Annotated in this window: 30 protein-coding genes, 1 pseudogene and 2 riboswitches; of the genes and pseudogenes, 8 read left to right on the forward strand and 23 right to left on the reverse strand. The window is 40.1% G+C overall.

Annotated elements, in window-relative coordinates; translation table 11 throughout:
- Positions 1-90: 90 nt before the first annotated feature.
- Positions 91-276, forward strand: a complete 186-nt coding sequence (locus QUF78_RS17855; RefSeq protein WP_289315692.1) for a hypothetical protein — start codon at positions 91-93, stop codon at positions 274-276.
- Between the two features lie 173 nt (positions 277-449).
- On the opposite strand, the gene QUF78_RS17860 is transcribed toward QUF78_RS17855, so the two are convergent.
- Together QUF78_RS17860 and QUF78_RS17865 are read right to left on the reverse strand one after the other, a co-directional pair.
- Positions 450-3,020: a vitamin B12-dependent ribonucleotide reductase gene (locus QUF78_RS17860; RefSeq protein WP_289325713.1), complete on the reverse strand. Its 2,571-nt coding sequence runs from the start codon at positions 3,018-3,020 to the stop codon at positions 450-452.
- 390 nt (positions 3,021-3,410) lie between these two features.
- Positions 3,411-4,247: a lipoate--protein ligase family protein gene (locus QUF78_RS17865; protein WP_289325714.1), complete on the reverse strand. Its 837-nt coding sequence runs from the start codon at positions 4,245-4,247 to the stop codon at positions 3,411-3,413.
- A gap of 214 nt (positions 4,248-4,461) precedes the next feature.
- On the opposite strand from QUF78_RS17865, the gene QUF78_RS17870 reads away from it, so the two are divergent.
- Positions 4,462-4,845 (forward strand): rhodanese-like domain-containing protein, encoded by a 384-nt coding sequence (locus QUF78_RS17870; protein ID WP_289315689.1) that lies wholly within the window; start codon positions 4,462-4,464, stop codon positions 4,843-4,845.
- A 173-nt stretch (positions 4,846-5,018) separates the two neighbouring features.
- On the opposite strand, the gene gcvPB is transcribed toward QUF78_RS17870, so the two are convergent.
- The 3 genes from gcvPB to gcvT are packed head-to-tail and all read right to left on the reverse strand — an operon-like array spanning position 5,019 to position 8,939.
- A complete protein-coding gene (gene gcvPB / locus QUF78_RS17875) occupies positions 5,019-6,476 on the reverse strand; it encodes an aminomethyl-transferring glycine dehydrogenase subunit GcvPB (RefSeq protein WP_289325715.1) in 1,458 nt (485 codons plus the stop codon).
- Positions 6,469-7,815, reverse strand: coding sequence for an aminomethyl-transferring glycine dehydrogenase subunit GcvPA (gene gcvPA, locus QUF78_RS17880; RefSeq protein WP_289325716.1), 1,347 nt, complete (start codon positions 7,813-7,815; stop codon positions 6,469-6,471). Before gcvPA ends, gcvPB begins: the two co-directional genes overlap by 8 nt.
- Before the next feature lie 17 nt (positions 7,816-7,832).
- Complete coding sequence (gene gcvT / locus QUF78_RS17885) at positions 7,833-8,939, reverse strand: glycine cleavage system aminomethyltransferase GcvT (protein ID WP_289325717.1); 1,107 nt, start codon at positions 8,937-8,939, stop codon at positions 7,833-7,835.
- A 134-nt stretch (positions 8,940-9,073) separates the two neighbouring features.
- Positions 9,074-9,157: riboswitch (glycine riboswitch) on the reverse strand.
- 3 nt (positions 9,158-9,160) lie between these two features.
- Positions 9,161-9,248: riboswitch (glycine riboswitch) on the reverse strand.
- A gap of 374 nt (positions 9,249-9,622) precedes the next feature.
- Here gcvT and QUF78_RS17890 point away from each other — a divergent pair.
- Complete coding sequence (locus QUF78_RS17890; RefSeq protein WP_289325718.1) at positions 9,623-11,311, forward strand: DEAD/DEAH box helicase; 1,689 nt, start codon at positions 9,623-9,625, stop codon at positions 11,309-11,311.
- Complete coding sequence (locus QUF78_RS17895; RefSeq protein ID WP_289325719.1) at positions 11,289-12,086, forward strand: YqhG family protein; 798 nt, start codon at positions 11,289-11,291, stop codon at positions 12,084-12,086. The genes QUF78_RS17890 and QUF78_RS17895 overlap by 23 nt, the downstream gene beginning before the upstream one ends.
- Positions 12,087-12,131: 45 nt before the next feature.
- Here QUF78_RS17895 and QUF78_RS17900 read toward each other — a convergent pair whose 3' ends face one another.
- From QUF78_RS17900 to QUF78_RS17945, 10 genes and pseudogenes are all read right to left on the reverse strand, one after another.
- Positions 12,132-12,317, reverse strand: a complete 186-nt coding sequence (locus QUF78_RS17900; protein WP_289315683.1) for a YqzE family protein — start codon at positions 12,315-12,317, stop codon at positions 12,132-12,134.
- 127 nt (positions 12,318-12,444) lie between these two features.
- Complete coding sequence (gene comGG / locus QUF78_RS17905) at positions 12,445-12,831, reverse strand: competence type IV pilus minor pilin ComGG (protein WP_289325720.1); 387 nt, start codon at positions 12,829-12,831, stop codon at positions 12,445-12,447.
- The gene (gene comGF, locus QUF78_RS17910) at positions 12,824-13,303 is read right to left on the reverse strand and encodes a competence type IV pilus minor pilin ComGF (protein WP_289325721.1); all 480 of its coding nucleotides are present in this window, start codon (positions 13,301-13,303) and stop codon (positions 12,824-12,826) included. Before comGF ends, comGG begins: the two co-directional genes overlap by 8 nt.
- A complete protein-coding gene (locus QUF78_RS17915) occupies positions 13,251-13,589 on the reverse strand; it encodes a hypothetical protein (RefSeq protein ID WP_289325722.1) in 339 nt (112 codons plus the stop codon). Before QUF78_RS17915 ends, comGF begins: the two co-directional genes overlap by 53 nt.
- The gene (gene comGD / locus QUF78_RS17920) at positions 13,576-14,019 is read right to left on the reverse strand and encodes a competence type IV pilus minor pilin ComGD (RefSeq protein WP_289325723.1); all 444 of its coding nucleotides are present in this window, start codon (positions 14,017-14,019) and stop codon (positions 13,576-13,578) included. The genes QUF78_RS17915 and comGD overlap by 14 nt, the downstream gene beginning before the upstream one ends.
- A gap of 7 nt (positions 14,020-14,026) precedes the next feature.
- The gene (comGC, locus tag QUF78_RS17925) at positions 14,027-14,335 is read right to left on the reverse strand and encodes a competence type IV pilus major pilin ComGC (protein WP_289327350.1); all 309 of its coding nucleotides are present in this window, start codon (positions 14,333-14,335) and stop codon (positions 14,027-14,029) included.
- A gap of 89 nt (positions 14,336-14,424) precedes the next feature.
- Positions 14,425-15,459, reverse strand: coding sequence for a competence type IV pilus assembly protein ComGB (comGB, locus tag QUF78_RS17930; RefSeq protein WP_289325724.1), 1,035 nt, complete (start codon positions 15,457-15,459; stop codon positions 14,425-14,427).
- Positions 15,443-16,084 (reverse strand): annotated as a pseudogene (locus QUF78_RS17935) (ATPase, T2SS/T4P/T4SS family); the annotation flags it as partial. The gene comGB and the pseudogene QUF78_RS17935, both read right to left, overlap by 17 nt.
- A 930-nt stretch (positions 16,085-17,014) precedes the next feature.
- Positions 17,015-18,043, reverse strand: a complete 1,029-nt coding sequence (locus QUF78_RS17940) for a tail fiber domain-containing protein (RefSeq protein ID WP_289325725.1) — start codon at positions 18,041-18,043, stop codon at positions 17,015-17,017.
- A 626-nt stretch (positions 18,044-18,669) separates the two neighbouring features.
- Entirely contained in the window at positions 18,670-18,972 is a 303-nt protein-coding gene (locus QUF78_RS17945) for a hypothetical protein (protein WP_289325726.1), read from the reverse strand.
- A gap of 96 nt (positions 18,973-19,068) precedes the next feature.
- Between QUF78_RS17945 and QUF78_RS17950 the strand changes: the two genes are divergently transcribed.
- Positions 19,069-19,200, forward strand: coding sequence for a hypothetical protein (locus tag QUF78_RS17950; protein ID WP_289325727.1), 132 nt, complete (start codon positions 19,069-19,071; stop codon positions 19,198-19,200).
- 122 nt (positions 19,201-19,322) lie between these two features.
- On the opposite strand, the gene QUF78_RS17955 is transcribed toward QUF78_RS17950, so the two are convergent.
- The 8 genes from QUF78_RS17955 to QUF78_RS17990 all read right to left on the reverse strand — a co-directional run bounded on the left by QUF78_RS17955 (position 19,323) and on the right by QUF78_RS17990 (position 24,455).
- Positions 19,323-20,027, reverse strand: coding sequence for a hypothetical protein (locus QUF78_RS17955; RefSeq protein ID WP_289325728.1), 705 nt, complete (start codon positions 20,025-20,027; stop codon positions 19,323-19,325).
- 265 nt (positions 20,028-20,292) lie between these two features.
- Complete coding sequence (locus tag QUF78_RS17960) at positions 20,293-20,712, reverse strand: hypothetical protein (protein WP_289325729.1); 420 nt, start codon at positions 20,710-20,712, stop codon at positions 20,293-20,295.
- A 107-nt stretch (positions 20,713-20,819) separates the two neighbouring features.
- Entirely contained in the window at positions 20,820-21,344 is a 525-nt protein-coding gene (locus tag QUF78_RS17965) for a hypothetical protein (RefSeq protein ID WP_289325730.1), read from the reverse strand.
- A 116-nt stretch (positions 21,345-21,460) separates the two neighbouring features.
- Positions 21,461-21,856 (reverse strand): HNH endonuclease, encoded by a 396-nt coding sequence (locus tag QUF78_RS17970; protein ID WP_289325731.1) that lies wholly within the window; start codon positions 21,854-21,856, stop codon positions 21,461-21,463.
- A 111-nt stretch (positions 21,857-21,967) separates the two neighbouring features.
- Positions 21,968-22,201: a hypothetical protein gene (locus QUF78_RS17975; protein WP_289325732.1), complete on the reverse strand. Its 234-nt coding sequence runs from the start codon at positions 22,199-22,201 to the stop codon at positions 21,968-21,970.
- 186 nt (positions 22,202-22,387) lie between these two features.
- Entirely contained in the window at positions 22,388-23,722 is a 1,335-nt protein-coding gene (locus QUF78_RS17980) for a hypothetical protein (protein ID WP_289325733.1), read from the reverse strand.
- Positions 23,723-24,127: 405 nt separating this feature from the next.
- Positions 24,128-24,331, reverse strand: a complete 204-nt coding sequence (locus QUF78_RS17985; RefSeq protein WP_289325734.1) for a hypothetical protein — start codon at positions 24,329-24,331, stop codon at positions 24,128-24,130.
- Positions 24,321-24,455, reverse strand: a complete 135-nt coding sequence (locus tag QUF78_RS17990) for a hypothetical protein (protein WP_289325735.1) — start codon at positions 24,453-24,455, stop codon at positions 24,321-24,323. The genes QUF78_RS17985 and QUF78_RS17990 overlap by 11 nt, the downstream gene beginning before the upstream one ends.
- A gap of 432 nt (positions 24,456-24,887) precedes the next feature.
- Between QUF78_RS17990 and QUF78_RS17995 the strand changes: the two genes are divergently transcribed.
- The 3 genes from QUF78_RS17995 (at position 24,888) to QUF78_RS18005 (ending at position 25,876) form a co-directional block, all read left to right on the forward strand.
- Positions 24,888-25,103 carry a hypothetical protein gene (locus QUF78_RS17995; RefSeq protein WP_289325736.1) on the forward strand — a complete coding sequence of 72 codons (216 nt, stop codon included), beginning with the start codon at positions 24,888-24,890 and terminating at the stop codon, positions 25,101-25,103.
- Positions 25,104-25,268: 165 nt separating this feature from the next.
- Positions 25,269-25,463: a hypothetical protein gene (locus QUF78_RS18000; protein ID WP_289325737.1), complete on the forward strand. Its 195-nt coding sequence runs from the start codon at positions 25,269-25,271 to the stop codon at positions 25,461-25,463.
- A 167-nt stretch (positions 25,464-25,630) separates the two neighbouring features.
- The gene (locus QUF78_RS18005) at positions 25,631-25,876 is read left to right on the forward strand and encodes a MerR family transcriptional regulator (protein ID WP_289325738.1); all 246 of its coding nucleotides are present in this window, start codon (positions 25,631-25,633) and stop codon (positions 25,874-25,876) included.
- Positions 25,877-25,892 lie beyond the last annotated feature (16 nt).

The raw sequence follows: 25,892 nt of genomic DNA on the forward strand, positions 1-25,892 counted from the left end.
TCTAATTAATAAGGATAGTTTTTCTTTATTCTGTTATCCTCATGATTGTTTTTAATTGGAAAATCCAAAATAAAGGAGATGCGATATGGTATGGCTAATAAACGAGACTTCTTGACAAATGGAATGGGGAAACAATCGATAACTGTCCAAACAGATAATAAATATCCAAATCCCAGGAATATACCTGGAGACTCGGTCGATGAATTTTCGGTATTAAAGGATGGAAACCAATATCTAGCCGAAAAGGAAATAGGCCAGCAAAATGAAAATGGATGAATGAACGCAAAGAGAAGCCGAATCCAACGATTCGGCTTCTCTTTATTTAAGTTCAATGGAATGTAAATTGAACAGAAGTTAAAAACCTACAAGCTCAATCCAATATGTTTATATAAAAAAGCCGTTAAGATCAGCTTTTCAGCACACTTAACGACTTCTTCTATCAGCTTAGCTTATAGCCCACATTTTAATTGTGCTCCACAATTCGTGCAAGTATTACATCCGCCCATTTCCTGGACTTCGCCTTTACGGCAGACCGGACAAGTGTTGCCCACTTCCGACCCAATCGTAACATTAGTCGAACGGAGTTCATTTATCGTATCGACCAATACGACTTTTTTCTTTACTTCCACATCTGTCAATTCGTCCATCTCTAGCTGTTCGTCCATTTGGTTTTCTTCCGCTTTGAGCGTGAGAACCTGACTGTCACGGCTGCCGTCCACATAAACGGTACCGCCTTTTGCTCCGCCTTTGTATAGACGTTCATATACTTTTTCAACCTGTTCGACAGTATATCCTTTTGGAGCATTGACCGTTTTACTGATCGAACTGTCAATCCAGCGTTGAATGATGCATTGAACATCCGCATGGGCTTCAGGTGCCAATTCCATAGCGGAGATGAACCATTTTGGAAGCTCCTCTGGATCAGCTTCTGGATGACGGTCCAAGTATTCCTGAACAATATCAGCCTTAACTTCAATGAATTTGCCAAGTCGGCCACTGCGGAAATACGTGAAGGAGAAGTATGGTTCAAGACCTGTAGATACCCCAACCATCGTTCCTGTGCTTCCTGTAGGAGCCACTGTCAATAAATGAGAGTTACGGATTCCATGTGCAGCAACACTTTCCCTGATGTCTTCCGGCATTTTTTCCATAAATCCGGTTTGTGTGAAACGCGTTCTAAGCTCATCGGTTTCTTTATCATTTGATCCGATCAGGAATGGGAAACTGCCTTTTTCTTTAGCAAGTTCCACGGATGCCCTGTAAGCCGTAGTCGCAATCGTTTCAAACACCTTGTCGACCAGGATGTTTCCTTCTTCAGATCCGTATTCCGTTTCACAGTAGATCAACAGGTCATGCAGACCCATTACACCAAGTCCAACCCGTCGCTCGCCCAGTGCCTGTTTTTTGTTTTCATCCAAGAAATAAGGAGTTGCGTCAATGACATTGTCCTGCATACGCACACCGACTTCGACGGTCTGCCTAAGTTTCTCGAAATTAACGGTTTTGTTATCTTTATCGGCCATTTCAGCCAAATTGACAGCAGCAAGGTTACATACTGAATATGGGGCCAATGGCTGTTCGCCACATGGGTTCGTAGCTACGACCTGTTGACCGTATGCTTTGGCGTTCGTCATTTCATTAGCATTATCGATAAAGAAAATACCTGGTTCAGCAGAATATGTTGCACAAATGTTTATTAAGTTCCAAAGCTCTTTAGCCCGGATTTTACGGTAAACACGAACTTTGTGACCCATTCTCTCCCATTCGCGAACATCACCGACATTATGCCATTCGGCATTATAAATAGCCATTTCTTCGGCATTATAGCTTTCAACATCAGGAAAACGCAATTCGTATTCCTCATCTTTTTCTGCCGCTTCCATAAATTCCTTAGTTAAGCAAATCGAAATGTTGGCGCCAGTTAGAAAATCGGAATTATGGACACTGTACGTTCCGCCTGTACGGATCTTTTCCTCTGCATCCCTAATGATTTTCTCGCTAAATCCACCTAGACCAGGAATCTCTTTATAATTGATGATTCCTTGATACATAGCCGTTTCCTGTTCGGTGTGCGGCGTGAATTTCAATTTATCCGTCGCATATTTCTTGATGGCCTCATCTTTAGTGTTTTCCACTAGATAACGAAGGATCCTTGGATTTTGCATTTTAGAGATGATAAACTCTGCAATATCAGGATGCCAATCAGCGAGCATGATCATTTGCGCACCGCGTCTGCTACCGCCCTGTTCAACAAGATGCGTCAATTTCGCAATATCATCAAGCCATGACACTGAACCCGAGGATTTTCCATTTACCCCTTTTGCCAGAGTGTTCCTTGGACGCAATGTCGATCCGTTCGTACCCACTCCGCCGCCGCGGCTCATGATTTCCATCACTTGTTTCCTATGTTCTGAAATTCCCTCACGTGAATCAGGTACGAATGGCATCACATAGCAGTTGAAATAAGTAACATCCGTATTGGAACCCGCACCATATAATACTCGACCTGCCGGGACAAAATTAAGGTTCTTTAATTCTTCATAGAATTTATTGAACCATTCCGTTCTTTTTTCTTCAGTGGTTTCCACTGAAGCCAAGCCTGTTGCATTACGTTTCGCAATTTGTTCATAGTATATTTCAAGCGGTTTTTCGATAATATCCAGCGGACGGTTTACAATCCCCGTCTCCACTTCTTCCGGATTATCCAATACGCCGCGGAATTCTTCATCCACCAATACCTTGGCTTTTTTGGTTTCCCAATCTATTTCAACGATGTGACCGAGACCCCGTGCTGGGAATTTCGGATCTTCCTTGATCGTCAACACTACGAAATCGCCTGCCGAGAGTGTGATTTTTTCAGTATCCTTAAAAGAATAGCGGTCAAGCATGACTAGACGGGACACTCCCTTATGCGCCATTTTCATATCAGCCGTTACAGGGTGAACCTGGGGAAATAAAGAAATATCCTTATTCAACCTTTCTAGATCAACCTTTAAAGCTTCTTTTATTACAACCGACATAATTCCCTCTCCTTTATATGTTTCAAGATCCGTTCTTGCCGCCGCAAAAATCTATATGTAGCCTTACATGTCCGTTTCGCTTAACAAGTACCCTAAATTTATCATAGCGAAACTCAAAAATCAACATATAGTGTCGCATTAAATATTTCAACTACTATATATTGTGTTTGTTTTGAATGACTTTTAATTTTGTCAAACGATAAATCAATTAATATAGTTAGCAAAAGGGAGGAAAATGTCGATTTACAATAATTTTTCATCAGATTTCAATTAATTTGGACCTTGCTTTTTCCCCATCCCTTTTAGGACTTATTCCTGCAAGGAATAGCTTATTTGGTAAACAAATCTGAAAAAACTTTTTTATTTTCCACTTTAATTATTCTGCTTCTTCTATCTCATGAAATTCCATTCATCGCTTTCATATTTGCTTTCTGCAATGGCCTTCACTTCCAGCAATTGTTGTTCAGTGAGGACGTATGGTTCTAGATCGATCGATAGTCCTTCGGCAAAACCTTTTTCAAAAGCAACTTTCGCTTCGGGGATGGTAATCTTTCTTCCGGCAATGTCATTCATGGCTACAGCTTTGTTTTTTAAGTTTTTTTGCATTCTCTCTTTAACCCTGTCATTTGAAAATTTAAATACGCTAAAGAGCTTTTCATCATCAAGTTCAAGCAAAATGGCCCCGTGTTGAAGGATGACGCCCTTTTGCCTGGTTTGTGCGCTGCCAGCGACCTTCCTGCCCTCAACGACCAGTTCATACCAGCTTGGAGCATCAAAGCAGACGGAAGACTTGGGCGCTTTTAAAGCCGCTTTTTCCTGCTCGGTTCGAGGCACAGCAAAATAAGCATCCAATCCAAGATTCCTGAACCCCATTAATATTCCTTCAGATATGACACGATATGCTTCAGTAACGGTAGTTGGCATTCCCGGATAGGATTCTGGAACGATTACGCTATAAGTCAATTCATGCTCGTGCAGCACCGCTCGCCCTCCTGTTGGTCTGCGAACAAAACCGAGGCCTTGCCTTTTGACCTCTTCCATATCGATTTCCGCTTCTGCCTTTTGAAAATAACCAATCGACAATGTCGCTGGATCCCAACCATAAAAGCGTATGATTGGCGGAATTTCCCCTTTGCTTTGCCAATTTAAAAGCGCTTCGTCCATCGCCATATTAAAAGCCGGTGAACAATTTCCAGAATCTATAAAACCCCATTTTTCTTTAGTCATCCTAAACCCTCGTTTCAATAGACTGTTTTTCAGTAATTCCGTTATACCCCACAAAAAACTCACATGTAGTAGTTTAACAGACTTTAACACTCTAAAAAAGAAAGTGCTATCAAGTCGATAAAGAATTTGATGAAAATTCTTTTTGATTATTAAGTAAAGCAATTATATAATAAGTATTGTCTGTATTCGTTAAGGTAGAAGGGAGTTTTAATGTTTGGAATTATTATATACACTGCTCATCATCTTGGGAGTGGTTATTGCGTATTCACTTTTTAATTGGTACCGCCAGCGTAAAATCGTTAAAACATTAACACAGGACGAATTTATCGCTAACTACAGAAAAGTGCAGCTGATCGATGTTCGGGAACCGAATGATTTTGATAATGGTCATATCTTAGGCGCAAGAAACATCCCTATGACGCAAATGAAAACTCGCTTGGTCGAAATTAGGCCGGACAAGCCTGTATACTTGTACGCTCAAAGCGAAATCATCAGCGGAAGAGCTGCAGCCATGCTATACAAAAAGGGCTACAAGGAACTTTTTCACCTAAAAGGCGGTTTCAAAATGTGGACCGGGAAAATCAAAGCAAAGAAATAAGACCCCATCTCCGCATGGGCTCTTTTTAATTAAAACGTCTACATGTTCAATGCGGGCTCAATGAAAATGAAAATGAAAGTTAACTTATTGACTTTGATTAGTTCTTTACAAGATACATAAACATGAAAAAACCCCCGCCGGCAGGCAGGGGTTTTTTCATGTAAGCTTTCAGTCTAGGCTTGAAAACGCAGAACCGGTTTTCTTGCAGCAAGAGTTTCATCAAGCCGCTTTATAACGGTCGTATGCGGAGCTTCCTGAACGATTTCCGGAGTTTCCTCCGCTTCCTTGGCAATCTGGATCATTGCATCGATGAATGCATCCAGAGTTTCCTTGGACTCCGTTTCGGTCGGTTCTATCATCATTCCTTCTTCCACGTTCAACGGGAAGTAAATGGTTGGAGGATGATACCCGAAATCCAGCAATCTTTTGGCTATGTCGAGAGTCCTGACTCCCAATTTCTTTTGCCGACGTCCGCTTAATACGAATTCGTGCTTACAATGACGATTATATGGTAGGTCAAAATAAGGTTCCAACCTACGCATCATATAATTTGCATTGAGGACCGCATTCTCGGTGACGGCTTTAAGGCCATCAGGACCCATTGAACGAATGTACGTATAAGCCCTCACGTTTATCCCGAAATTCCCATAGTAGGGTTTTACCCTGCCAATGGATTGCGGGCGATCATAATCAAGAACGAATTGCTCATCTTGTTTGACCACAAGCGGTTTAGGCAAGTAAGGAATCAAATCCGACTTTACCCCTACAGGGCCAGAACCCGGACCGCCGCCGCCATGCGGGCCAGTGAATGTTTTATGGAGATTTAAGTGAACCACATCAAAGCCCATGTCACCCGGGCGTGCTTTTGAAAGTACTGCATTCAGATTGGCACCATCATAATAAAGCTTCCCACCGGCATCATGGACAAGTTGTGCCATTTCCAAAATGTTCTCTTCAAACAATCCCAACGTATTGGGGTTCGTCAGCATCAAAGCCGCCGTATCCGGTCCCACAACACGCTTTAAATCCTCAAGGTCGACTAACCCGTTTTCATCGGATTTCACTGTTATCGTTTCAAGTCCGGCCACAGTGGCAGAAGCTGGATTCGTACCGTGTGCAGAATCGGGTACGATCACTTTCGTCCGTTCTGTATCGCCATTAGCTTCGTGAAAAGCGCGAATCATCATCAACCCTGTCCATTCACCGTGTGCACCTGCTGCAGGCTGTAATGTCACTTGATCCATCCCAGTGATTTCCGTTAGATGTTCCTGCAAATCAAATAATAGTCCCAAGGCTCCCTGAACAGTACTCGGATCTTGATATGGATGGATATGGGCGAAACCGTTAAAGCGTGCCACATTTTCATTTATTTTCGGATTATATTTCATCGTGCATGAACCCAGCGGATAAAAACCCGAATCCACTCCATGATTCCGTTTGGAAAGTGCTGTATAGTGACGCATGATATCCAATTCGGACACCTCAGGAAGCTTAGCCTCTTCTTCACGGATGTAGTCGGCAGGAAGAATTTCTTCGAGCGGAGTAGTTGCAACATCCATTTCTGGCAGACTATACCCGATTCGACCGGATGTACTGATTTCAAAAATGAGTGATTGATCTTGATTATTCATGTTGATCCCCCAATTCCTGCGCAAGTGCATCAATTTCTTCTTTTGTTCTAAGTTCCGTTACCGCGACCAGCATATGGTCTTCCAGCTCAGGATATACCTTTCCTAAATCAAAGCCGCCGATCATCCCTTTTTCAAATAGGTTTTTATTGATTTCTGAAAACGAAGCAGGCAGTTTAATGACAAATTCATTAAACGAAGGACCGTCGAACATTACTTTTATCCCTTTTGCCTCAATAGCTTTTTTCGCATAATGCGCTTTTTGAATATTTTGCACGGCCATTTCTTTGACCCCCTTTTTCCCAAGAGCGGTCATTGCAACAGAAGCTGCCAAGGCGTTCAACGCTTGATTGGAACAAATGTTGGATGTGGCCTTATCACGGCGAATGTGCTGCTCACGAGCTTGAAGCGTCAGCACAAAACCCCTTTTTCCATTTTCATCCACTGTTTGACCGACGAGTCTGCCCGGAACTTTCCGTACAAGTTTATTCGTAACGGCAAAATATCCACAATGAGGTCCACCGAATGCTGCTGGAATGCCGAATGGCTGAGCATCCCCCGTTACGATATCTGCACCGAGGGCACCAGGGGATGTCAAGGCTCCCAGTGCAAGCGGATTACTGGAAACGATAAACATGGACTTGACGCCATGAATGATTTCTTCCATTTCTTTCAATGGCTCGATGCGGCCAAAAAAGTTCGGATATTGCACAATCACTCCTGCAATATCATCATTCACCAACTCCCTTAAGGCCGCCATATCCGTCACACCGTCTTTATAAGGAATTTCGATCACTTCCACGCGTTGTCCTTTCGCATAGGTCTTTACGACTTCTCTTGATTCAGGATGGACCGTCCCTGAAATGAGAATCTTCTTGCGTCGTGTGTGACCTGAAGCAAGCATGGCTGCTTCAGCTAGCGCTGTCCCGCCGTCATACATGGAGGAGTTAGCCACATCCATACCCGTCAATTCACAAATCATCGTTTGATATTCAAAGATGGCCTGAAGCTCGCCCTGTGAAATTTCAGGCTGATAGGGTGTATAAGCCGTATAAAACTCAGAACGGGAAAGAACATGATCGACGATGACCGGTGCATAATGGTCATAGACACCCGCACCAAGGAAGGAAGCATAGTTTTTAAGATCCGCATTCTTGGAAGCAAGCCTTGATAATTCTTTCATTAAGGCAGGTTCCGATTTAGCGGGCTTGATATCGTATTCGCCTTGAAAACGAACACTTTCAGGGATATCATTGAAAAGTTCTTCAACAGTAGGTACACCTATCACTTCAAGCATTTCTTGTTTATCTTGCTCTGTCATGGGTAAATAACGATGTTTCATCTAATGACCATTCCCCTCTATTTACGTGGTTTTTTATAAAAAGGTGTTTGTATGATAACGGCTTTCAAACGTTTGGATCGGATTTCCACTTCGACTTCCGCATCCAGCACCGAAAATTCCTTATCGATAAGTGCCAATCCTACGTTTTTCTTCAATGTTGGTGATTGGGTACCAGTCGTGACCTCGCCAATGACTTTGTCCCCGCTGTAGACCTTATACCCATGACGTGGAATACCACGGTCAATCATTTCAATTCCCATAAGCTTGCGGGGAGCCCCTTTCTCCTTTTGTTCAGCAAGAACGGCTTTCCCGAAAAAATCTGCTTCCTTATCCACTTTTACCGCAAAACCGATCCCGGCTTCTATTGGGGTGATGTCCGCTGAAAGTTCCTGCCCATACAGCGGCAGTTTCGCTTCAAAACGCAGGGTATCACGAGCTCCTAAACCAATCGGCTGAATCCCTTCTTCCTTGCCGGCATCCAGAATCGCCTTCCAAAGGGCAGGACCGTTTTCACTGTCGCTATATATCTCAAAACCATCTTCACCAGTATATCCGGTACGGGATACCATCGTGGAGATACCATTTATCATGACATTTTCCTTGAACTTGAAAAATCCAATTTCACTTAAGGCAGTATTTTCTGATAGTTTTTGTAATATCTTCTCTGCAGATGGCCCTTGAAGTGCTAGCTGTGTATAGTGACTCGATACATTCGTGATTTGGACATCTTCCGGTAGATTAGCTTGCAGCCAATCGAAATCTTTTTCTGTATTCGCTGCATTGACCACGAGCAGATAGTCGTCTTCAGCCCTCTTATAAACGATGAGATCATCAACCGTCCCGCCGTTTTCATAGCACATAGCCGTATATTGGGCACCGCCCTGTTGCAGCTTTGATATATCATTAGTCAGCATCTTCTGTAAAAAGGAAAGGCTCGCAGGACCCTTAACATCAACTTCCCCCATATGGGAAACATCGAATAACCCCGCTTTTGTACGTACGGCTTCATGTTCGTCCTTTATACCCGAAAATTGGACAGGAAGTTCCCAGCCGCCAAAATCGATCGTTTTACCGCCGCATTCACGATAAACTTCAAATAGTGGTGTTCTTTTTAAATTGGTCAAAAAATGACCCCCCTCAGATTTTTTAATTTAAATGGCTTCATTATCAAAGCTTCTTGTCATTACGCATCAGATATCCTGATTCATGAAGTGAAAAAAGCACAAAAAAGGACAGAGAAAGCCCGTTTGAGCTTTTTCTCTGTCCTGAAACCTGAAAGTTTACCTATATAATAGGTTTTCCCCTTTGGTGGCCGTCCCAAAATGGGCGGCGCTCTCCAGAGTTGCGTCCAATAAGAGTTCTTTTGCCTGAGAGATTCACTGCTAAGTTTGCTCCTTCGGCGCTACATCCGTAGTCTCTCCCCTTATCTTCACCCGCATATAAATGGCCTACCAATGAAAGTAAGCGAATAAGCCCCAAGCATTAGTAAAACCTTTGAGCATCATGGAATGCATTCTCTGCCAACTCTCCTAAAACTTCAGGAACCGTTTGAATGATCTCCTTCAGTATCTTGGATAAAATAGGAGCCTGTAGCGCATACTAAGAAAACGCGAACTGCAAAACCGAAATACAAAGATTCTTTATAGCGTTTGGAAATTGGAATTTTCTAAATATACTTATATCCTACCCTAAGAAACTTATCTCTGCAATATCTTTTGAAGAGAAATATTTTTCTTACTTCACATATGAAATGTTCGGGTTTTGACCTTTTATTAAGGAAATTATGATTTAAGAGGGAGTTATTTCTATGAAAATCAATATATCCTTCAATTCTGAATGGAATGACGAGTTTCTGCAAAAGATGGAAAATGACGGTCCATGGGGAAATTGGGAGCTTTATAAGTTGGCGGTTCAAATGGAGGAAAATCTCATCATCCCTGATTTTGAGGGTTTACAGGCGCCCAAGCACCTTCCGCAGTTAACCCCGCTTCCCCACCAATTGGAAGCAGCAAAGCAAGTGGTGGAAAAGATGAATGGAAAGGCCATTTTAGCTGATGAGGTAGGGCTCGGAAAAACAATTGAAGCCGGCTTGATCCTAAAAGAATATATGATTAGAGGCCTTGTAAAAAAAGTATTGATCCTTGTACCGGCTTCACTTGTAACACAATGGGCTTTTGAATTGAATACCAAGTTTCATATTCCGGCAGTCGTTCAGAGAAAAAGTTATGTTTGGGACTCCTGTGATGTGGTCATTTCATCCATTGATACAGCGAAACGCGCTCCACATCGTGATATCATTTTCAATCAGGAATATGACTTCATCATTATTGACGAAGCTCATAAACTTAAAAATAATAAGACGAAGAACTATGAATTCGTCCAAAATCTGAAAAAGAAATTTTGTTTACTCCTGACAGCTACTCCCATTCAAAATAAAGTCGAGGAAATTTTCCACCTCGTTTCGTTATTGAAACCAGGCCACTTGGGAAATGCCACACTCTTTTCGGAAAAATATAAAGGGAAAGGCCGGAACATAATTGAAGATGAACACCTTAAGGAACTGGTCAACACTGTTATGATACGAAACCGGCGGGCCGATACTGGTATTGAATGGACAAAAAGGCATGTGGAAACAATCACCATTGAATTTTCTCCAACCGAGCAGGCATTGTACGATGCCGTTTCCAAATTCAAGCCTATTTCGGATGGAACAAAAGGAAGCGCCTTTTCAGCTCTCACTCTCCAAAGGGAAGCCTGCAGCAGCAGGGAGGCAGTCTTTTATACTTTAAAAAATATGAAAGCAAAATACGACCAGCCTTCCCCTGACTTTTTGGCAAAGCTTGATGATTTATTTTCTAAAGTAAACGAAACGGTTCAGAACTCCAAAGCTGAAAAAGCTTTGGAACTGATCAAGAAAATTGATGACAAAGTGATTATCTTTACCGAATACCGAGCGACCCAGCTTTATCTGCAATGGTACCTGCAACAGAATGGGATTTCTTCAGTCCCTTTCCGAGGCGGATTTAAGCGTGGAAAGAAAGACTGGATGCGCGAATTATTCCAAAAGAAAATACAGGTATTAATCGCAACCGAAGCGGGCGGGGAAGGGATAAACCTTCAGTTTTGCCATCACTTGATTAATTTTGACCTGCCATGGAACCCCATGAGACTCGAGCAAAGAATTGGGCGGATTCACCGGCTTGGTCAGGAAGAAGATGTCATGATTTATAACTTTTCCACGAAAAATACAGTTGAAGAACATATTCTGAAGTTACTATACGAAAAAATCAATTTATTTGAAAAAGTAATTGGTGAACTGGATGATATTCTAACCAAACTGGATATTAACAACATTGAAGAATACTTAATCGATGTAGTCGGCGAGTCCAAAACAGAGGGCGAAATGAAAATCAAGATGGATAATTTTTCATCGTTAATTCAATTCGCTCAATCCATGAAGGAAGGTGAGGTTCATGCAGCAACGGGAAATTCATGATTTTTTATTAACTTACTTTAAAGCCAATGATTGTGAAATACTGGATAATACACCAACCCACCTTACGGTTCAACTGACGATTGAAATGGATAAAGAATTAATGAACAGACCCTTTTATTGGCACTATCTAGAAAAAACGGGTGGCATTCCGAACCCAGCCCAGATGACTTTCATTACCGACCCAGAACACGCTCCACCCGATTTAAAGGGAGAAATGATTCATTTTGGCTCCCCTCGCCTTCATCAAATTATTCAATCAACAAAAAATCTGGCAGGGTATACTAGACTTTTTGAGGATACTCCTCCATCAAAAGGCGGGAATAATCCATTGTTTCCTTGGCTAACCCTTAATGTGAAAATATCCTATCAATGCGATCGTAAAAAAGATACCTTTATGTCCATCGGATTGAATTTAATCTCAGGCGAGATCATGGAAAGCTTTCACCATCGGGTTTTACCGGTTAAGGTCACCCCAAAAATACCGGATTATTCCTTTACGCTTTCACCGCTCATCATGCCCAAGAGTGGATTGGCCAGACTGGATACATACATCAGAACCAGTTTCGAGGATGATGACCATTCTTGGGCGGAAGAAGCAATGCTTCGCTGGCAGAATGACTTGAATTTATTGGAGCATTTTTACAAGGATATGGACGAAAAAAGTGAGAGCTATTTTACCGAAAAAGAAGCCTTAAAAGCACAATATGAACCGAACATCCGAATATCCATCATCAATGGAGGTTTATTTTACCTTTCAGATAGGGCGTTGGGATAGGATCCTTAATAAAAAAACAGATGTCCTAATTTAAGGACATCTGTTCTATTTCTTGATATTTTTCCTTAAGAACATCGACAAAGCAAAAGGGACAATGCCAAACCAATGGGACATACCATGGTTTTTATCCTCTTTTCTATGACGTCGCTTTTCTTTTCGTTCTTTTTTGGTCAGATTAAAATATTCGACAAGCTGTTGCGTCAGATATTTAATATAAGCGTTTGTAGACATATAAAAATCACCCTAAACAAAGTATGCCCGGTTTACGCTTGTTTTATTCCTTCACTTGTTCCCTAAACACGCGAATCTATCGCTTGAACATGATTGAGCCTTTATAAAAGACTGTGTATTTTACGTATTACACAGCCTGCTTTTCTATCCATTGTATCACTCGCCCCGCTTCTGTATCGTATTGAATGATGACCCTACCCCTTCGGTCATTTTTAGTCGTCGATGAAAATTCGATATAGACGTAAGGACCGTCTTCCTCCGTTAAGGAATATCGCACCGTACCATTGGGGTAGAAAATTTCCCCCTGGATGATTTCCGGGACCTCTTCCCCCCACTCTGACGTCACATCCTTAACGGCAAGGTGGACAAGATGATCGGCCACAAGCGATTCTTCCACTTCTTTATAAAACATTTTATCGATGATAAATTGATCGATCATTAATATCGTGAACATGATGAAAACACTCGCTACAATCATGATCATCGGGAAAACGACTCCTTTTTGATTATTCATCGACTTTCGTCACATGTCTAAAGAAAGGATGAAATCTACGACTGAAAGTGGTCCCTGCTTTATCCGTTATATTTAGAACAATGACACTTCCATCCTTCTCAACCTGGAATTCCGAAATGTTCTGCAAGATGACCTCATGCCCCTTACCATTCACTCTCCTTCGAACCTTATCTTCATATTGTTCAATGGATGATAATTGTTCACCTGAAAGCAAATATAATTTATTTCCCATTACATCCTGAACTTTGGAACTCCGGACCTCCTGCTTCATTTGCATGGTAAAGACCTCCCACTCTTTAGGATGCAATTTATCAATGGATCTCATCTGGGTGTGAATGATTGAAAAAAGCTGTAGGACAAAAAGGGACGTCGTCATTAAGATCATTAAAGAAAAAAGCAATTCTATCATCGTAAAACCATCATCTTTTCGCAGCATCACAAATGGTTTCAAATTTACCCGATTCATTTTCATAACGTACACACCCTTCAATCATCCCCGGGAAATCCCCATGATCCTTCCAAATCAATTCATAGGATTTTTTTTTGTTGATGATTTCCTGTCCAATTGCTTGTATCTCCCCATCCATGAAAGCCGTCAATCTTTCATATAATAAATGGTGGGCTTCTGTCCTGATTACGATATCTTTCCGATGCGTGATTAACTCGTCAATAATCGGTAAAATGGAAAGGATCAAGAAAATACAAACTGAAAATGCGGCCATCAGCTCAAGGTAGACGTAACCTTTACAATTTCTCAATCCTGAACCTCCCTTTACCTATATTGAGGACCAATTTATACTGTCCTTTTGAAGTGTCAATGATCATCGTTCCTGCTTTTGAAGCATTTCCAAACTGATTAAAATGAAAGCTGAACCCTAATGTGCCATTTAAAAACTGTATATCCTTTGGTATGCTTCTCTCTAGAACGATTCCCTCCTTATAAGACAAAATGGTATAAACCTTTTTGTTATTATCAATCTGGAGGTAAATCAGGCTCTCATGACTGATGGCATACTGCTGTGCATGGAAAAGATCTTCATGGAACCGGGAAATGAATAGCCTATTTTCCATTCCTTTAGTGAAGCTTGGATATAAATTTGGACTGATGGAAATCAGGAGTACAAAAATAACGAGGACTATAAGGGTTTCAGACAGGGTATACCCGCCATTGGAGCGCCGTGCATTCACTTTTCTCCTACTCAACGACCGTTATCTTTCCTTTGCTATCCAAACTAATATCATCCCCATTAGGACAGGATGTCTGTTTGAGATAGCCTTGGCTTTCCAATTCATTGATACTTACGGGCAGTTTAGCATTGTCGATCTCATATGCCTGAACCTGTGCTTGAGCCATCTTCACGAATGCTTCACACCCTTTAGACTGGATTGTCGATTGGTTCTTCGTGATATTGGGTATTGTAATAATCAAAAGAATGGATATTACAAGTAAAACAATGAGCATCTCAATTAGTGTAAAACCTCGTTCATTCATCACTTTCTTCATCATATCATCCTGCTCCTGAAACCATCTGAATACCAGATGGATTAGATGGTTTCAGAGCAATTTCACCTCCAGAATGCAAAAATCAAATTCTATATACCTTCGAGCAGAGAGAACATCGGCAGCAAAACCGCTAAATAAATGGACACGATCACAATACCTATCAGTAAAAACATAAGGGGCTGAATGATTTTCAAGACTGCATTCATTCTCTCTTCAATTTTCTCCAGTAAAAAACGACTGTAATGAAGTAGCTCCGCATCAAGTCTGCCATATCTTTGACCATTTGCAACGACCACCGGTAAATTCCCATCAAAATAGGGGAGTTCACGAAAGATCATTTCAAGCGATCTGCCCTCGATAAGGTCATCCTTAATGATCGAGCATAGTTTTTGGTAAAAAGGCTGCTGCTGATTTATAGAGAATAATTTGATGCTGTCGTTAATCGATAACCCTCCGGAAAGTAAGCCACTGAATTGGCTTGCAAAAAAATAAGTTTCGTATAACTTGATGAAGGTTCCTAATATCGGAATTCCCATCAAAATCCTCCGCTGCCGTAATGGGCATAATCCGTTAAACCAAAATCGTTTGAGTACAAACAAGAATAGGAGCGATACGAGAAAAATCAAGGGGAGAGCCGGAAGAATGAATGTGGAAGCTGACAGTAATTTCAAGATTGTATTCTGTTCAACATCCATCGTGAAATAGATGGTCTGGAATTTAGGAAGGAGAACACTCTGAAGAATGTAAAAAACGATGCTTACAAAAAAGATTAAGAATACGGGATACACCATTAACTTTTTTACTTTATCCATATCCTCCGTTCTTTTCTTCCAATATCGCCCTCCCTCTTTCAATGCCCGATCCAGGTCGCCGTATTGCTCGCCATAAAATATATAACTTACAAGCTGCGGATGAAAATTAAGATGGGTTAGCACTTGATGCAACGGGTAACCGTTCCTTAATTCCTTTATGGCCAGAGTGAAGTCTTCCGCTTTATTCTTTGATTCCTGAAATTCGAGAAAATGTAAAGCTTCCGCCAAGGGATAACCATGATGTAATAATTCACCTAGCTTCGAAATAAAGACCGCCTGTTCTTTTAACTTCCATTTAGTTTTTAGCTTCATGGTATACAAGCCGTTCATATTCCTGCGAATCCACATAGCCCATCGCAACAGCTTTTCCTATTTCATCCTTCAATAGGCGGTAGCTGGCCGTTGCCTTTCCTTTTTCATCCCCCATCATCCGGAGAACCTCGGCCAGGCTTTTTCCGTAAAGCAATTCATATACACTTGCCCTTTTATTCCTGGCAGTCATTTGGCAAGCAAAAGCACAGTCCCCATTACATGGAAGACACCTCAATTCAACCAGCCGCTGTGCTGTCACGCCAATCAAACTCTGTTCAATCTCAAGCAAGCTGACACCAAATTCAAGTAACCTGGAGATAGCACCCTGTGCATCCCTTGTATGCATGGTTGTAAGTATCAAATGGCCGGTTAGAGCTGCACGCACTGCGATTTTGGCCGTTTCGGCATCCCTGACTTCCCCTACCATGATCACGTCGGGATCATGCCTTAGCACAGCTTTAAGACCGACAGAATAAGTAATGCCCGCCTTTTCATTGATTTGGACTTGCAGTACCTTTTCAGATACATTTTCAATGGGATCTTCAAGCGTTATGATATTTCGATTGATCATCTCATGGGCATGATGAAGCAGGGAATATAGTGTCGTGGTTTTCCCACTGCCGGTTTGTAGAGAATTTAGGGACTATTTTTCAATTATCACTGTTAATTAACAATGTTGATATTACATCAAAAGAAAAAGGACCATTTTTTAGTCCTTTCATTTGTTACCATCTTCAAATCCCGCCCCATCATAAGCTTTGCTATGTATGATAGACAATTACCCAATTACGCATGGACAATTACCTAAAAAGTATACAGCTGAATATACTGTCGAGAAAAATAAGATTAAGATAAGGAGTGATTATCTTTGTATCGTCAACCATTTTCACCTTGGAATTATACCTCTGAACCTAATCCTAAATATAGCCAATGTATGTGGGATTGTTTGGCCACTCCTGGAACGTCAGAGCAGGAATGCCATGGATATTGCAGCGGGTATGCCTCAATGCCAATAGCATATAGCGTACCGATGACATATGGTGGCATGAACCAAGCTGTACCTTACAGTCCACAGCCATATTATTATTATGGGAGTTATCCATATTCCTATCCTGGAACGGTGCACGGAAATCCGTATAGTTTCCCTATAAATGACCCTTGTATGAAACAATGCTTAAAAGGTGGAAGCAGTTATTTAGATTGTTGCTATTACTGTGGATGGTGCTAATAGACATGCTTAGAACCAAAAAGAACCGGTAACATTGGGGACGTATTGCACCACAATAAAAAATCCCCTTTTCTAAGGTGGTTTTTTATTTTAACGAATAAACACATTTACATAAAACATTCTTTCTTTGATTTAGATATCATGCGATTATGAAGGACTTAAAAATACAAGCTATTATAACCATTAGAGTTTTTTCCGTTACAACTCTATAGTTTCATTTTCACACACACAGTTTGGTTGAGTAATTGGTGACAACTTAATTATCAGTTATGTTTTAACAAAAAAAAGGACCCATTTTGGTCCTTTTGTAATTCTTTTATTAAGTGTTTAGCCCTTAGACTCAAGCGCGGAAAGACGTGCCTCGAGGTTAGCTAAATTCGCATGTAACTGAGCATTTTCAGCCATGAGTTTCTCGTTTAAACCTTGTATAGCAGCCAATGCTACCCCCTGTATATCTACGCTTGAAATATGTTTATTATCATCTCCATTTAAACCGAAAGCGGCATGGAAATCCTGAGCAGTCGGACCAATGTGCCGCATACTGGACGGGTCCTCTTTAAACTTCCAAGACTGGATTGAAATGGTTGCTAATTTGTCAAGGACCTGGAGTGGGTTGACGCTCGAGAAATTTTCCTTAGAGTTCTTATCACTAGTGAGCGTAACCCCGCGTACCTTGACTTCACCATTATTAAGGACCCGGAAGACCTCGACATTTCTGTTATCAATGCCGCTGATGAGGTCTCCTGTACCCCGGTGATTGACGAACAAAGCTGGTGACTCCCCATGATGACTTCTAGCGCCAAGCGCGCCGTTCCAATTGCTCTCGGCATAGACACCAGTCCCTCTATCGCTCTTTCCTTCTACTCCACTGTTAACTTGGCTATCACCAGAGACCCCAATGCCTTGTCGGCTCTTACCTAATACTCCATAACCAATTCCATCATTAGTTATTTGTTGGCCCAAAACACCAACTCCTGCTCGGCTAATCCCTACTACACCTGTACCCTGACCTTTATGTTCACCCCAAACGCCAGCTCCTCCATTTGTGCTTGGAGTCTCTCCGTAGACACCATTCCAGGTCTTGCTGACACCTACCACACCTGAGCCAATAGCCTCTCCATAAACACCAAATCCGCCAGTTGGACTTTTGCTGGCACCTACGACACCATGCCAAGTTTCGCTCTCACCCCAGACACCAGTGCCTCTGCTTTTGCCGTGAACACCAACCCCTGCGGCGTCTGTTTGATTTGTGTTTTGTCCAAGAACACCTGGGGTCCTCGGTTGGTCTGTAATACCTTCCACTTTTTCTCTAATTTGAAGCCCTCCTTTATTTTTACAGTTTTTATTAACATACAAGTTCTTGGTCAGGTAACGTATCTAACTTAAATTTGTTTCACAATCACATTCCAATATATTGAAAAAAAATTTTAAAAGAACTAAAAATCCAGCGTATACCAATTAATGTGTAAAAAGTAACACCTACTTTAGTGCTACTTTCGATAAATATTCCGCTAAATTTTTAATCGCCTCTGGTGATGGTGCATTTCTAATAATCACTTTAATTTCCTTCATTTCGATTCTCCCTCAAAACATTTAACGAGATTGTATTGAGAAGAATTAAAATGTAAGGTAAAACCGCAAATTTGTGGATAACTTTATTTTGATTATTAATATCCAAAATAAATCGATGGTCTTATTTCATAATCTCGAGCTAAAGTAAACAAAATGTTTACAATATTCTAAATAAACGCTTGATTTCCGGCAATTTTGTGAAACATTAAAATTTTAGTTATCGAGATTTATACACTTCAATCTTTGCATGAACCAAGACGCTCCCTGAAAATTAAATAAAAGATGCCATAAAAAAAGTTAGGGAATCAGATATGGACTCCCTAGTAAAATTACAATTTTAGTAGAACCTATATTATCTATATCATAAATACAAAAAAAACCAATGCTCATGCACTGGTGCGTTTTGATGGTTATTGTACATACATAACATTTTGAATTACTGTTTTAACATGTCTTGGTGTACTTGAACCAAAATGAATATTAAAACCTTTTTTATCACATCTAACGGTTGTCATTGATATTGACATATCATAAATCTGAAATAGGAAATAAGGCTCACCATTTTCATCGGTTTTTTCTTCAAACTCAATGTAATCCACAGATTCATCTTCTTCAAATGCGTCATCGAGTTCAGAAAGTTTCCACTCAACCAAACGCAACAAATCTTTACCTTGAATAATAACCGATTCTTTGTCTTCAATAATACATACCATCTTGCATTACCTCCGTAAAATAGTTTGTCTTGTCTTATGCAATTGGAGGATTTTATGTAATTTTCAAAAAATATCCATCAGTTCAGGGGAGAACTGATGGAGACGAAACTTAAACGCTATCATAATCGCTTGTTTCCGCAAGTATTATACAATGTAGATAAAATAAACAGTCGTCCAAAGAGACGAACACTGGAGCGAGTCGCCATGACAAGCAACTCAATAAAGTAATATTATCACGATAGGCGAACAATGTCTATCATTTTTTTGCTTTTTTTGAATATTTTTCATTGAATAACGAACTATATTGACTTTTGTAAATAAGTTTGTTCGTATTTTTTGAATATTAATATTCAATCCCATAAATTGGAATCATCTATAAATGTATTAATAGAATAATAATCAACTTCTTCGCCTTCTGCCATAAAATCAAGTAATTCTTGTAAACTGTCCCATTCCTGTAAAATATCAGCAAAATAAACAACATCATCTTTTACAAAAGTAGCACAGGTATGTTTTTCAGTAGTCCAAACGTTGACTTCCACGTTTAATGCTTTTGATATTAAAGCAGCAGTGAACTGATTAATCCAATGACAACCATGAATGAATTGATACCATTCTATCGTGCTTTCTTTGGGAGCGTGTTTGTCCCAATATTTTCTTTCCAATAGTTGATACTCTTCTGTTCCGTTCAGTTCATACCAGAAATCAACTTCATCTTCATCATCTTCATCTTCATCTTCATCTTCATCACCATAAAGTTTTTGGTACAATTCCTTTTGCTCTTTTTGAAAATCTTCATCTTCTTCATATGCTTCTATGATTTTCATGTCCCAATAGTCAGTATGAGTGTATTCCCAAGGTGCATTACCTGGCATCCACGTTTCACATCTATATGAATACTGTTCGGAAAATTCCGTCATTGCGCTGTTGAGAACTGCCTGTACATCTTTATCATTTAAATATGGTTTTAATAAATGCCAGTTATCACGAACGGAATATAGTTTTTCTTGTAGTTCAATTTCTTCCTCGATTTGCGGTGCTAATGTAGTTGTCATAATGTAATGCCTCCATGTTTTGTTGTTAATTACATTATATTGAACAGATTTCATTCGGTAGGAAGCACCGATGAATTTGTCCGTAAACCAAAAAAGAATTGCACCCTTGGTAAAGGATGCAACTTGAAGTTGTTGAAAGTGTGCTTTGTTCCGTCAAAGCAAATGAGTAGGCGTTTGTTCGCCTCCTTCCTGAGAAAGACCATTTCCGTGGCCATATACTATTAATAAAATAACCACCTTGCGATTAAACAAGGTGGAATGCTGTTTACTGCGGAAATTTAACATTCACTGGTCGTTTAGGATTGGTTTCCCAACCGACAAACGGAATCGCCCAACCTTTAGCGATGTAGTCATTTGCTACTGTATCTGCCAAATCGTGGACGTAAGAATAAGCGTAACTAAGTCCGGCTGGTCCTTGGTTGTATGTCATAATGCTAACCGATGTAATGAATACTACTTTCATATTTGCCATGGTTATATATCTCCTTCCTGAGTTGATGTACAGTTGCTTCATCAAAATGACGATATTTTTGATGCTTTTTGATAGTTTTTGATGTACTTTTGATGCCTTTTCGATAGGTTTCTGACGTACATTTACGTTAAATGCTCGTATAATCCATACGATTTGCTTAATCCCAAACTGAAAGTGCGAATCAAACAGGATAGGAATGCAACAGAAACCCATTGGTAGTGCGGTTTCTAAAAATCGGTTTTTTTTTGAAGGGGATTAACAAGACTAGAGGGTGACGAACAAGGAAAAAATTTTTCCCCGTAATTTAGATTTGGCACCTTTCATCCCCAATCACCAGTTTCATCTTCTTTTTTCATGTCTGCCAATAGTTGAAGAATTGGATTGACTTCTTTCGGTTGATTGTCCTTTTCCATTTGCTCTAATTTTTTCTCTTCAATCATCACTTTCGCCATATCATTGGCAAGTCTGAATCGTTGAGATAACGGAATACACAATTGACTCATGTGTTGGCTGATTTGTTTATCAATCGCAATCATGCGTTTTTCGAAGTCCGAAGCACGCTCATCAGTTATGTCAAACTCGTTGTGTGCTTGTTTCAATTTCGTCCACATATGCAAATACTGTGAGAGCAAATTCAATGATTCCGAGTCGTTTTCTGTGTAATTGTCATTTCGTTTCCTTAGTTTGAAGAATATTTTCCGTTCTTCGCTATTCAATATTGACGATGCTTTGGGACTGGTTTGATTCGTCACCACTTCGGCTTCAGCCTGTTGCCGAGCAGATATTTCAGCCTTAGAAACTTTACGTTGTAGTTGATTCGTGCTCGTTCTTACACCTCTAGCCATATTGATTCTCCTTTCTAAAAGTAAAGATGGGGAAATGGATTTTCGAACTTCTCCTACCCTCTTGTCTTGAATGTTACCTACATAAAAAAAACCCACCTACATTTAGATGGATTTTCTTACAAAACGTATATGTCACCTATTTCTTTAGGTGTGAAATCAAAGTCCAACTGCTCTTTAGTTCCATATTCTGTATTGCATTGCTGACATAATGTCACACAGTTGGTTGCTTCATAGGTCAACTCAGGGTATCTGATACGTGGTTTGATATGATGTACTTGTAATGTGAATCCTCTAATAAGATTGTATTTTGCCAAACAACGCTGACAATGAGCACCATCACGTTCAATTATTTGCTTCCTAAACTTTTTCCATTTAGTTGTTGTTAATTCTTTATTTTGCTCAATATCTTTCTTTGGTCTGCGCTGTGTCCTCCACGCACATTTACAGTTCATCACTGAACCTTCTACCATTGTGTTGCAATAATCGCATATTGTTACTCTTCTACCGCCCATTATCATCTTCTCCTTTAATTTCGATAATTTCCAAACGCTTGTCTTCATAAATGCTTTTCTTTGGTTTGATTGTTAGACCACTAATTATTTGAATATTTATATTCAATTTCATCAATAATCACCAATTTGTTCTAATGCGGTTAATTGTCGTTCGGTCTGCTCTACAGACCCCTTACGGTTCTGCCTTTTGATTTGTGCTTGTTTCCTAGCATCAGCCCTGATTTGTGCTGTGGGACTAACATCGTAACCAAGTTCTTTTGCTTTCTCCGCCTCAATCTCATATTCTTTAAAATCTTCTATTGGTAATCGGAAACGGATTTCCACGTATTTCTTTTCATCAGCCATATTAATGTACCTCCTTGTGTCTAATAAAGTGTAATCACGCCTGATAGCGTCTGATTGCGCCTCATAGTATATATACAGTTCTTACCTACTTTGTAAGGCGTTTCTAAACGATTTCGGCATCTTTTTTGAGGTACAAAAGAACCTATTTTTCTAAAAAGAAAGGACGAGCATCAGCCCGTCCCGTTTTCATATTTCAAAGTCCGCCCACCGTTTTAACAAAGTCCTCATTCGTTCTGCAGGTATATAACAATTCATTTCTTCATCGTTACGGATACAACCTCGGAACAAGAACTGGATTAAATCCGATACCGCCAATCTATCTTCGTCCACTTCAATCCCATATTCACGAAAGAAATTCTTTTCTAATGGATTAACAAACCGATTATAAACGTATGCCATACTCGTACAGTTTCCATATGAATTTGTTGCCCTGGCATTAAGTGCAACAAAATTATCACTGGAACGGTCATTATTCTTGTTCCATTTACATTTTGCATTTTTCAGAGTCGGAGCAAAATCCGATATTGTCGTCCAAAAGATGTATTCGTTTTCGGTTGGTATCACTTGCCTGAAATAATTCCGCAGATTATTGTTCAATTGCTTTAAATCTTTTGGGGATGCAGTGTATCGAAACCATGTTGATGATAATTGATAGTAACGCTGCTGATTCGTAAGTTTTTCACGAGAATCATAATTGGAGTTCAAAGGACTCTTTTTCCTATTGCTTTCATCATCCAAATATATATTTAATTTTTCATAGGTTTCTTTACGAGGTTCTTTGGTTGGGTCATAATCAATCAATTCATAATGACCGTCAGTGTTTTTTACGCTGTGCTTCTTGAACTTAATATCGTTCGCCATGTAGTATCTACACTGAGTTTGACCATCGAACATATATGTTAAAACATAAACTTCATCGAATGCTTCAAATGCTCGGGTATTCATTGTCCAAAACATGGCGATTCCATTTTGAAGGATTAAATTATCACTCTCGGCCAAAATCTTCATATCGGAAAATTTACCAGTGTAATCATCATCCAGCCATATAACTTTGTCATTCTCACCAATTTCGATGGTGCCTTGACCTATTAACATTTGAATATCACTCTTGGTGATATCGTATTTTTCCAGAACACTGGCGACTTCATCCATAATCAATGTGTAACCTTTTCCCTCGATAACATCCAAAATATCCAAATCAAGTTTTTTGAACAGTTCATGAGTAGTTGCCACTGATTTTCCAAGTGTTATTAACGCTTCGAAACTCTTAATTTTGGTTCCTTTGACTTCTGGTTCAAAAAAATCAATATCAGTTGCTTCCCGTATACGCTCTACTTCCTTCAAAAATGGAGTCACATATATGTATTTCAACGGTTCCCCTGAATCACCGAATGCCAATTTCCTTTTTTGTCCCACATTTTCATTTATTTGTTGGATAGCCCATGATGTCTTTCCTGCTCCACACATGGCATCCACTACATTTATAGTTTGAGTCATATTAAATCCAGTTATTTTTCTCATGATTTGCCTCCAAATTGTTTTTGTACCGTCATTGTATTGAATACATCTGCAATCCGTAGGCAAGCCAATAAATATTTTTATGAAAATGAATATATCCGCACAAAAAGTGTGCCAGCAACGCTTAGAAACCCATTCATACCAACGTTAGTTCGAGGTCCTCTTTAAAAAGAAATAGTGTATTTGTGCCAGAAGAAAACCGACCCCATCAGGGGAAGGCATTGCGCTGTAGTGAACGCAGTGAACGTAAGCAAGGAAGCACGCTAGTGATTCCCTCAATTATTTTAGGTTCGCAACAAGTTGCTCCCTGCGCTTAGAACACTGCGTGTTCAGACTGCTCAACGGTTTCCCTTCGGGGTGTTTTCACGAAAAAACGCTTGCCCATATAATAGGACAAACGTTAATGATTCATTGCTTTTCTTTCTTTTGTTTTTTCTCCATTATGTGCAGGATGACTGTACAAATCAGCATGTAGCCCGTCAATGATATCCAATAGTAAATTGGAAAATCATCGTTTCCACTCGATGACCATGCCCATATGCCGAATATCAAATATGGCATGAACAATAAGAATCGGAGTTTCCATAGGTATGTTCCCCATTTACTCTTCATGAATCAGCACATCCAATACTTGAGCGAGATTGAAATCCTTCTCGGCAATCGCATTAATTAAACTTTGACAATTCAAAACTTCTGCTAATAATTGTAAATCCGTTGTCACTCCTGACTGTCCCATATAATTCCTCCTTTATCATCTCCCCATAATTGGGGACATCTAACTGAATGCCCATAAAACGCACATAGTCACGTTGTACAGCGTTTTAACACATTCTATACATAAACCCTTTCGAATATTATTAAAACATCGTGGCGGTACGTTTAAATGGGTCTTTTTCATTTAAAACGGATAAAAATAGATATACAAAACCAATATCCACCATCCTACCCACGCCAATCTTGGCAGTATTGGCCTATCATTGTATTTAGATTGACAGCATTTTCCCTGTAATTCATACTATTGTAGTAACATAAGTATCAGAATATTTAGTATATTAGGGGGGCGAATGCCATGAAACCAGAAATCTTATGAACAGCCATCGAAACATTATCAGATTTATTTTTCCACAAGAATAACGGAACGGATTACCTCGCACTCAGAACCACAGAGTTGTACATTAGCGACCTTGATTTGTTGGGTGATACCAATGCTGTTGCTGTTGAAATAGAACGTCAGCGTGCATGGGCTCTGGTGCCAAAACTACGTCTATTCGATAACAAGAGCGCTGATGAAATCGAGGCTGTGCTCCATTGGGGCGGTTATACGGAAGCTGAAATCATTGCAAGTGAAAAGGTTTTTGAGGAATGGAAACGAAAGCAACTGTGAATTTTCTTCACAGTTCAAATGTGATTTTTTTTCACATTTGGTAACTCAATTTTCCGCCGCCAAAATCTCACGGCACAAAATTATGCCTCCAACATCTCCCGAAAATTCGGGACATCTAAATTGCAGGTATCTAACGAAACGTTATACCCCTGAAGGAGTGATTCCATGGAAGAAAAAATGAAGGTGAAAATTATTTACAAAAAATCGCTTTTCGTTGAACTGGTAAGGCGACACCATAATTTTTTGTACACCACGCCTAACAGGGAAAATCGAAAATACCAATGTTTCATGTTCGAAGATACCGAGGAACTGAACAAAGATTTGGCGGAGCTAACGGGGAATAAATACGAAAGAAGGTGATACGGTGAGCTTAAGAACATTGCAGATTCTGCTGACAATTCCACCATTGCTGTTTCTAATATGGCTATTCGCATTTGATGTAGAACCTAATGTTTATTTCATCCTCTTCATAGCAATTTACTCGTGGGTTTCTATGTTTATCGTAGGGCGAAAAAGGAGGAAAGAGCGTGACTGATTATTATATTATGGAGAAATTCGACCCGGAGCAGTTCGTGATGAATGAAGTTTTGACTTCTGCGGAATGTATCGAGCTGCTCGACATTACTCGTGCTAGGTTGAGTTCGTTGATTAGAAAGAAAAAAATCGTCCCAATCAAAAAAGGTGGCGTTCAGCTGTACTTGAAGCAAGATATGCTGAAGAAAAAGGCGGAACTTGAAGCGCTCCGATTGAAGTACAGACCGTATGAATATTGATGGAAAGTAGGAAAAG

This window comes from Peribacillus sp. ACCC06369, from assembly GCF_030348945.1.
In the GTDB taxonomy this organism is placed as follows: Bacteria; Bacillota; Bacilli; order Bacillales; family DSM-1321; genus Peribacillus.

What these genes read in the sequence shown, in the direction of transcription:
- QUF78_RS17855 (WP_289315692.1), top strand. Translation starts at nt 91, where the DNA reads ATGGCTAATAAACGAGACTTCTTGACAAATGGAATGGGGAAACAATCG.
- QUF78_RS17860 (WP_289325713.1), bottom strand. Translation starts at nt 3,020, where the DNA reads ATGTCGGTTGTAATAAAAGAAGCTTTAAAGGTTGATCTAGAAAGGTTG.
- QUF78_RS17865 (WP_289325714.1), bottom strand. Translation starts at nt 4,247, where the DNA reads ATGACTAAAGAAAAATGGGGTTTTATAGATTCTGGAAATTGTTCACCG.
- gcvPB (WP_289325715.1), bottom strand. Translation starts at nt 6,476, where the DNA reads ATGAATAATCAAGATCAATCACTCATTTTTGAAATCAGTACATCCGGT.
- gcvPA (WP_289325716.1), bottom strand. Translation starts at nt 7,815, where the DNA reads ATGAAACATCGTTATTTACCCATGACAGAGCAAGATAAACAAGAAATG.
- QUF78_RS17890 (WP_289325718.1), top strand. Translation starts at nt 9,623, where the DNA reads ATGAAAATCAATATATCCTTCAATTCTGAATGGAATGACGAGTTTCTG.
- QUF78_RS17895 (WP_289325719.1), top strand. Translation starts at nt 11,289, where the DNA reads ATGCAGCAACGGGAAATTCATGATTTTTTATTAACTTACTTTAAAGCC.
- QUF78_RS17900 (WP_289315683.1), bottom strand. Translation starts at nt 12,317, where the DNA reads ATGTCTACAAACGCTTATATTAAATATCTGACGCAACAGCTTGTCGAA.
- comGG (WP_289325720.1), bottom strand. Translation starts at nt 12,831, where the DNA reads ATGAATAATCAAAAAGGAGTCGTTTTCCCGATGATCATGATTGTAGCG.
- comGF (WP_289325721.1), bottom strand. Translation starts at nt 13,303, where the DNA reads ATGAAAATGAATCGGGTAAATTTGAAACCATTTGTGATGCTGCGAAAA.
- comGC (WP_289327350.1), bottom strand. Translation starts at nt 14,335, where the DNA reads ATGAAGAAAGTGATGAATGAACGAGGTTTTACACTAATTGAGATGCTC.
- comGB (WP_289325724.1), bottom strand. Translation starts at nt 15,459, where the DNA reads ATGAAGCTAAAAACTAAATGGAAGTTAAAAGAACAGGCGGTCTTTATT.
- QUF78_RS17945 (WP_289325726.1), bottom strand. Translation starts at nt 18,972, where the DNA reads ATGGTATGTATTATTGAAGACAAAGAATCGGTTATTATTCAAGGTAAA.
- QUF78_RS17950 (WP_289325727.1), top strand. Translation starts at nt 19,069, where the DNA reads ATGGAGACGAAACTTAAACGCTATCATAATCGCTTGTTTCCGCAAGTA.
- QUF78_RS17955 (WP_289325728.1), bottom strand. Translation starts at nt 20,027, where the DNA reads ATGACAACTACATTAGCACCGCAAATCGAGGAAGAAATTGAACTACAA.
- QUF78_RS17960 (WP_289325729.1), bottom strand. Translation starts at nt 20,712, where the DNA reads ATGGGTTTCTGTTGCATTCCTATCCTGTTTGATTCGCACTTTCAGTTT.
- QUF78_RS17965 (WP_289325730.1), bottom strand. Translation starts at nt 21,344, where the DNA reads ATGGCTAGAGGTGTAAGAACGAGCACGAATCAACTACAACGTAAAGTT.
- QUF78_RS17970 (WP_289325731.1), bottom strand. Translation starts at nt 21,856, where the DNA reads ATGGGCGGTAGAAGAGTAACAATATGCGATTATTGCAACACAATGGTA.
- QUF78_RS17975 (WP_289325732.1), bottom strand. Translation starts at nt 22,201, where the DNA reads ATGGCTGATGAAAAGAAATACGTGGAAATCCGTTTCCGATTACCAATA.
- QUF78_RS17980 (WP_289325733.1), bottom strand. Translation starts at nt 23,722, where the DNA reads ATGAGAAAAATAACTGGATTTAATATGACTCAAACTATAAATGTAGTG.
- QUF78_RS17985 (WP_289325734.1), bottom strand. Translation starts at nt 24,331, where the DNA reads ATGAAGAGTAAATGGGGAACATACCTATGGAAACTCCGATTCTTATTG.
- QUF78_RS17990 (WP_289325735.1), bottom strand. Translation starts at nt 24,455, where the DNA reads ATGGGACAGTCAGGAGTGACAACGGATTTACAATTATTAGCAGAAGTT.
- QUF78_RS18000 (WP_289325737.1), top strand. Translation starts at nt 25,269, where the DNA reads ATGGAAGAAAAAATGAAGGTGAAAATTATTTACAAAAAATCGCTTTTC.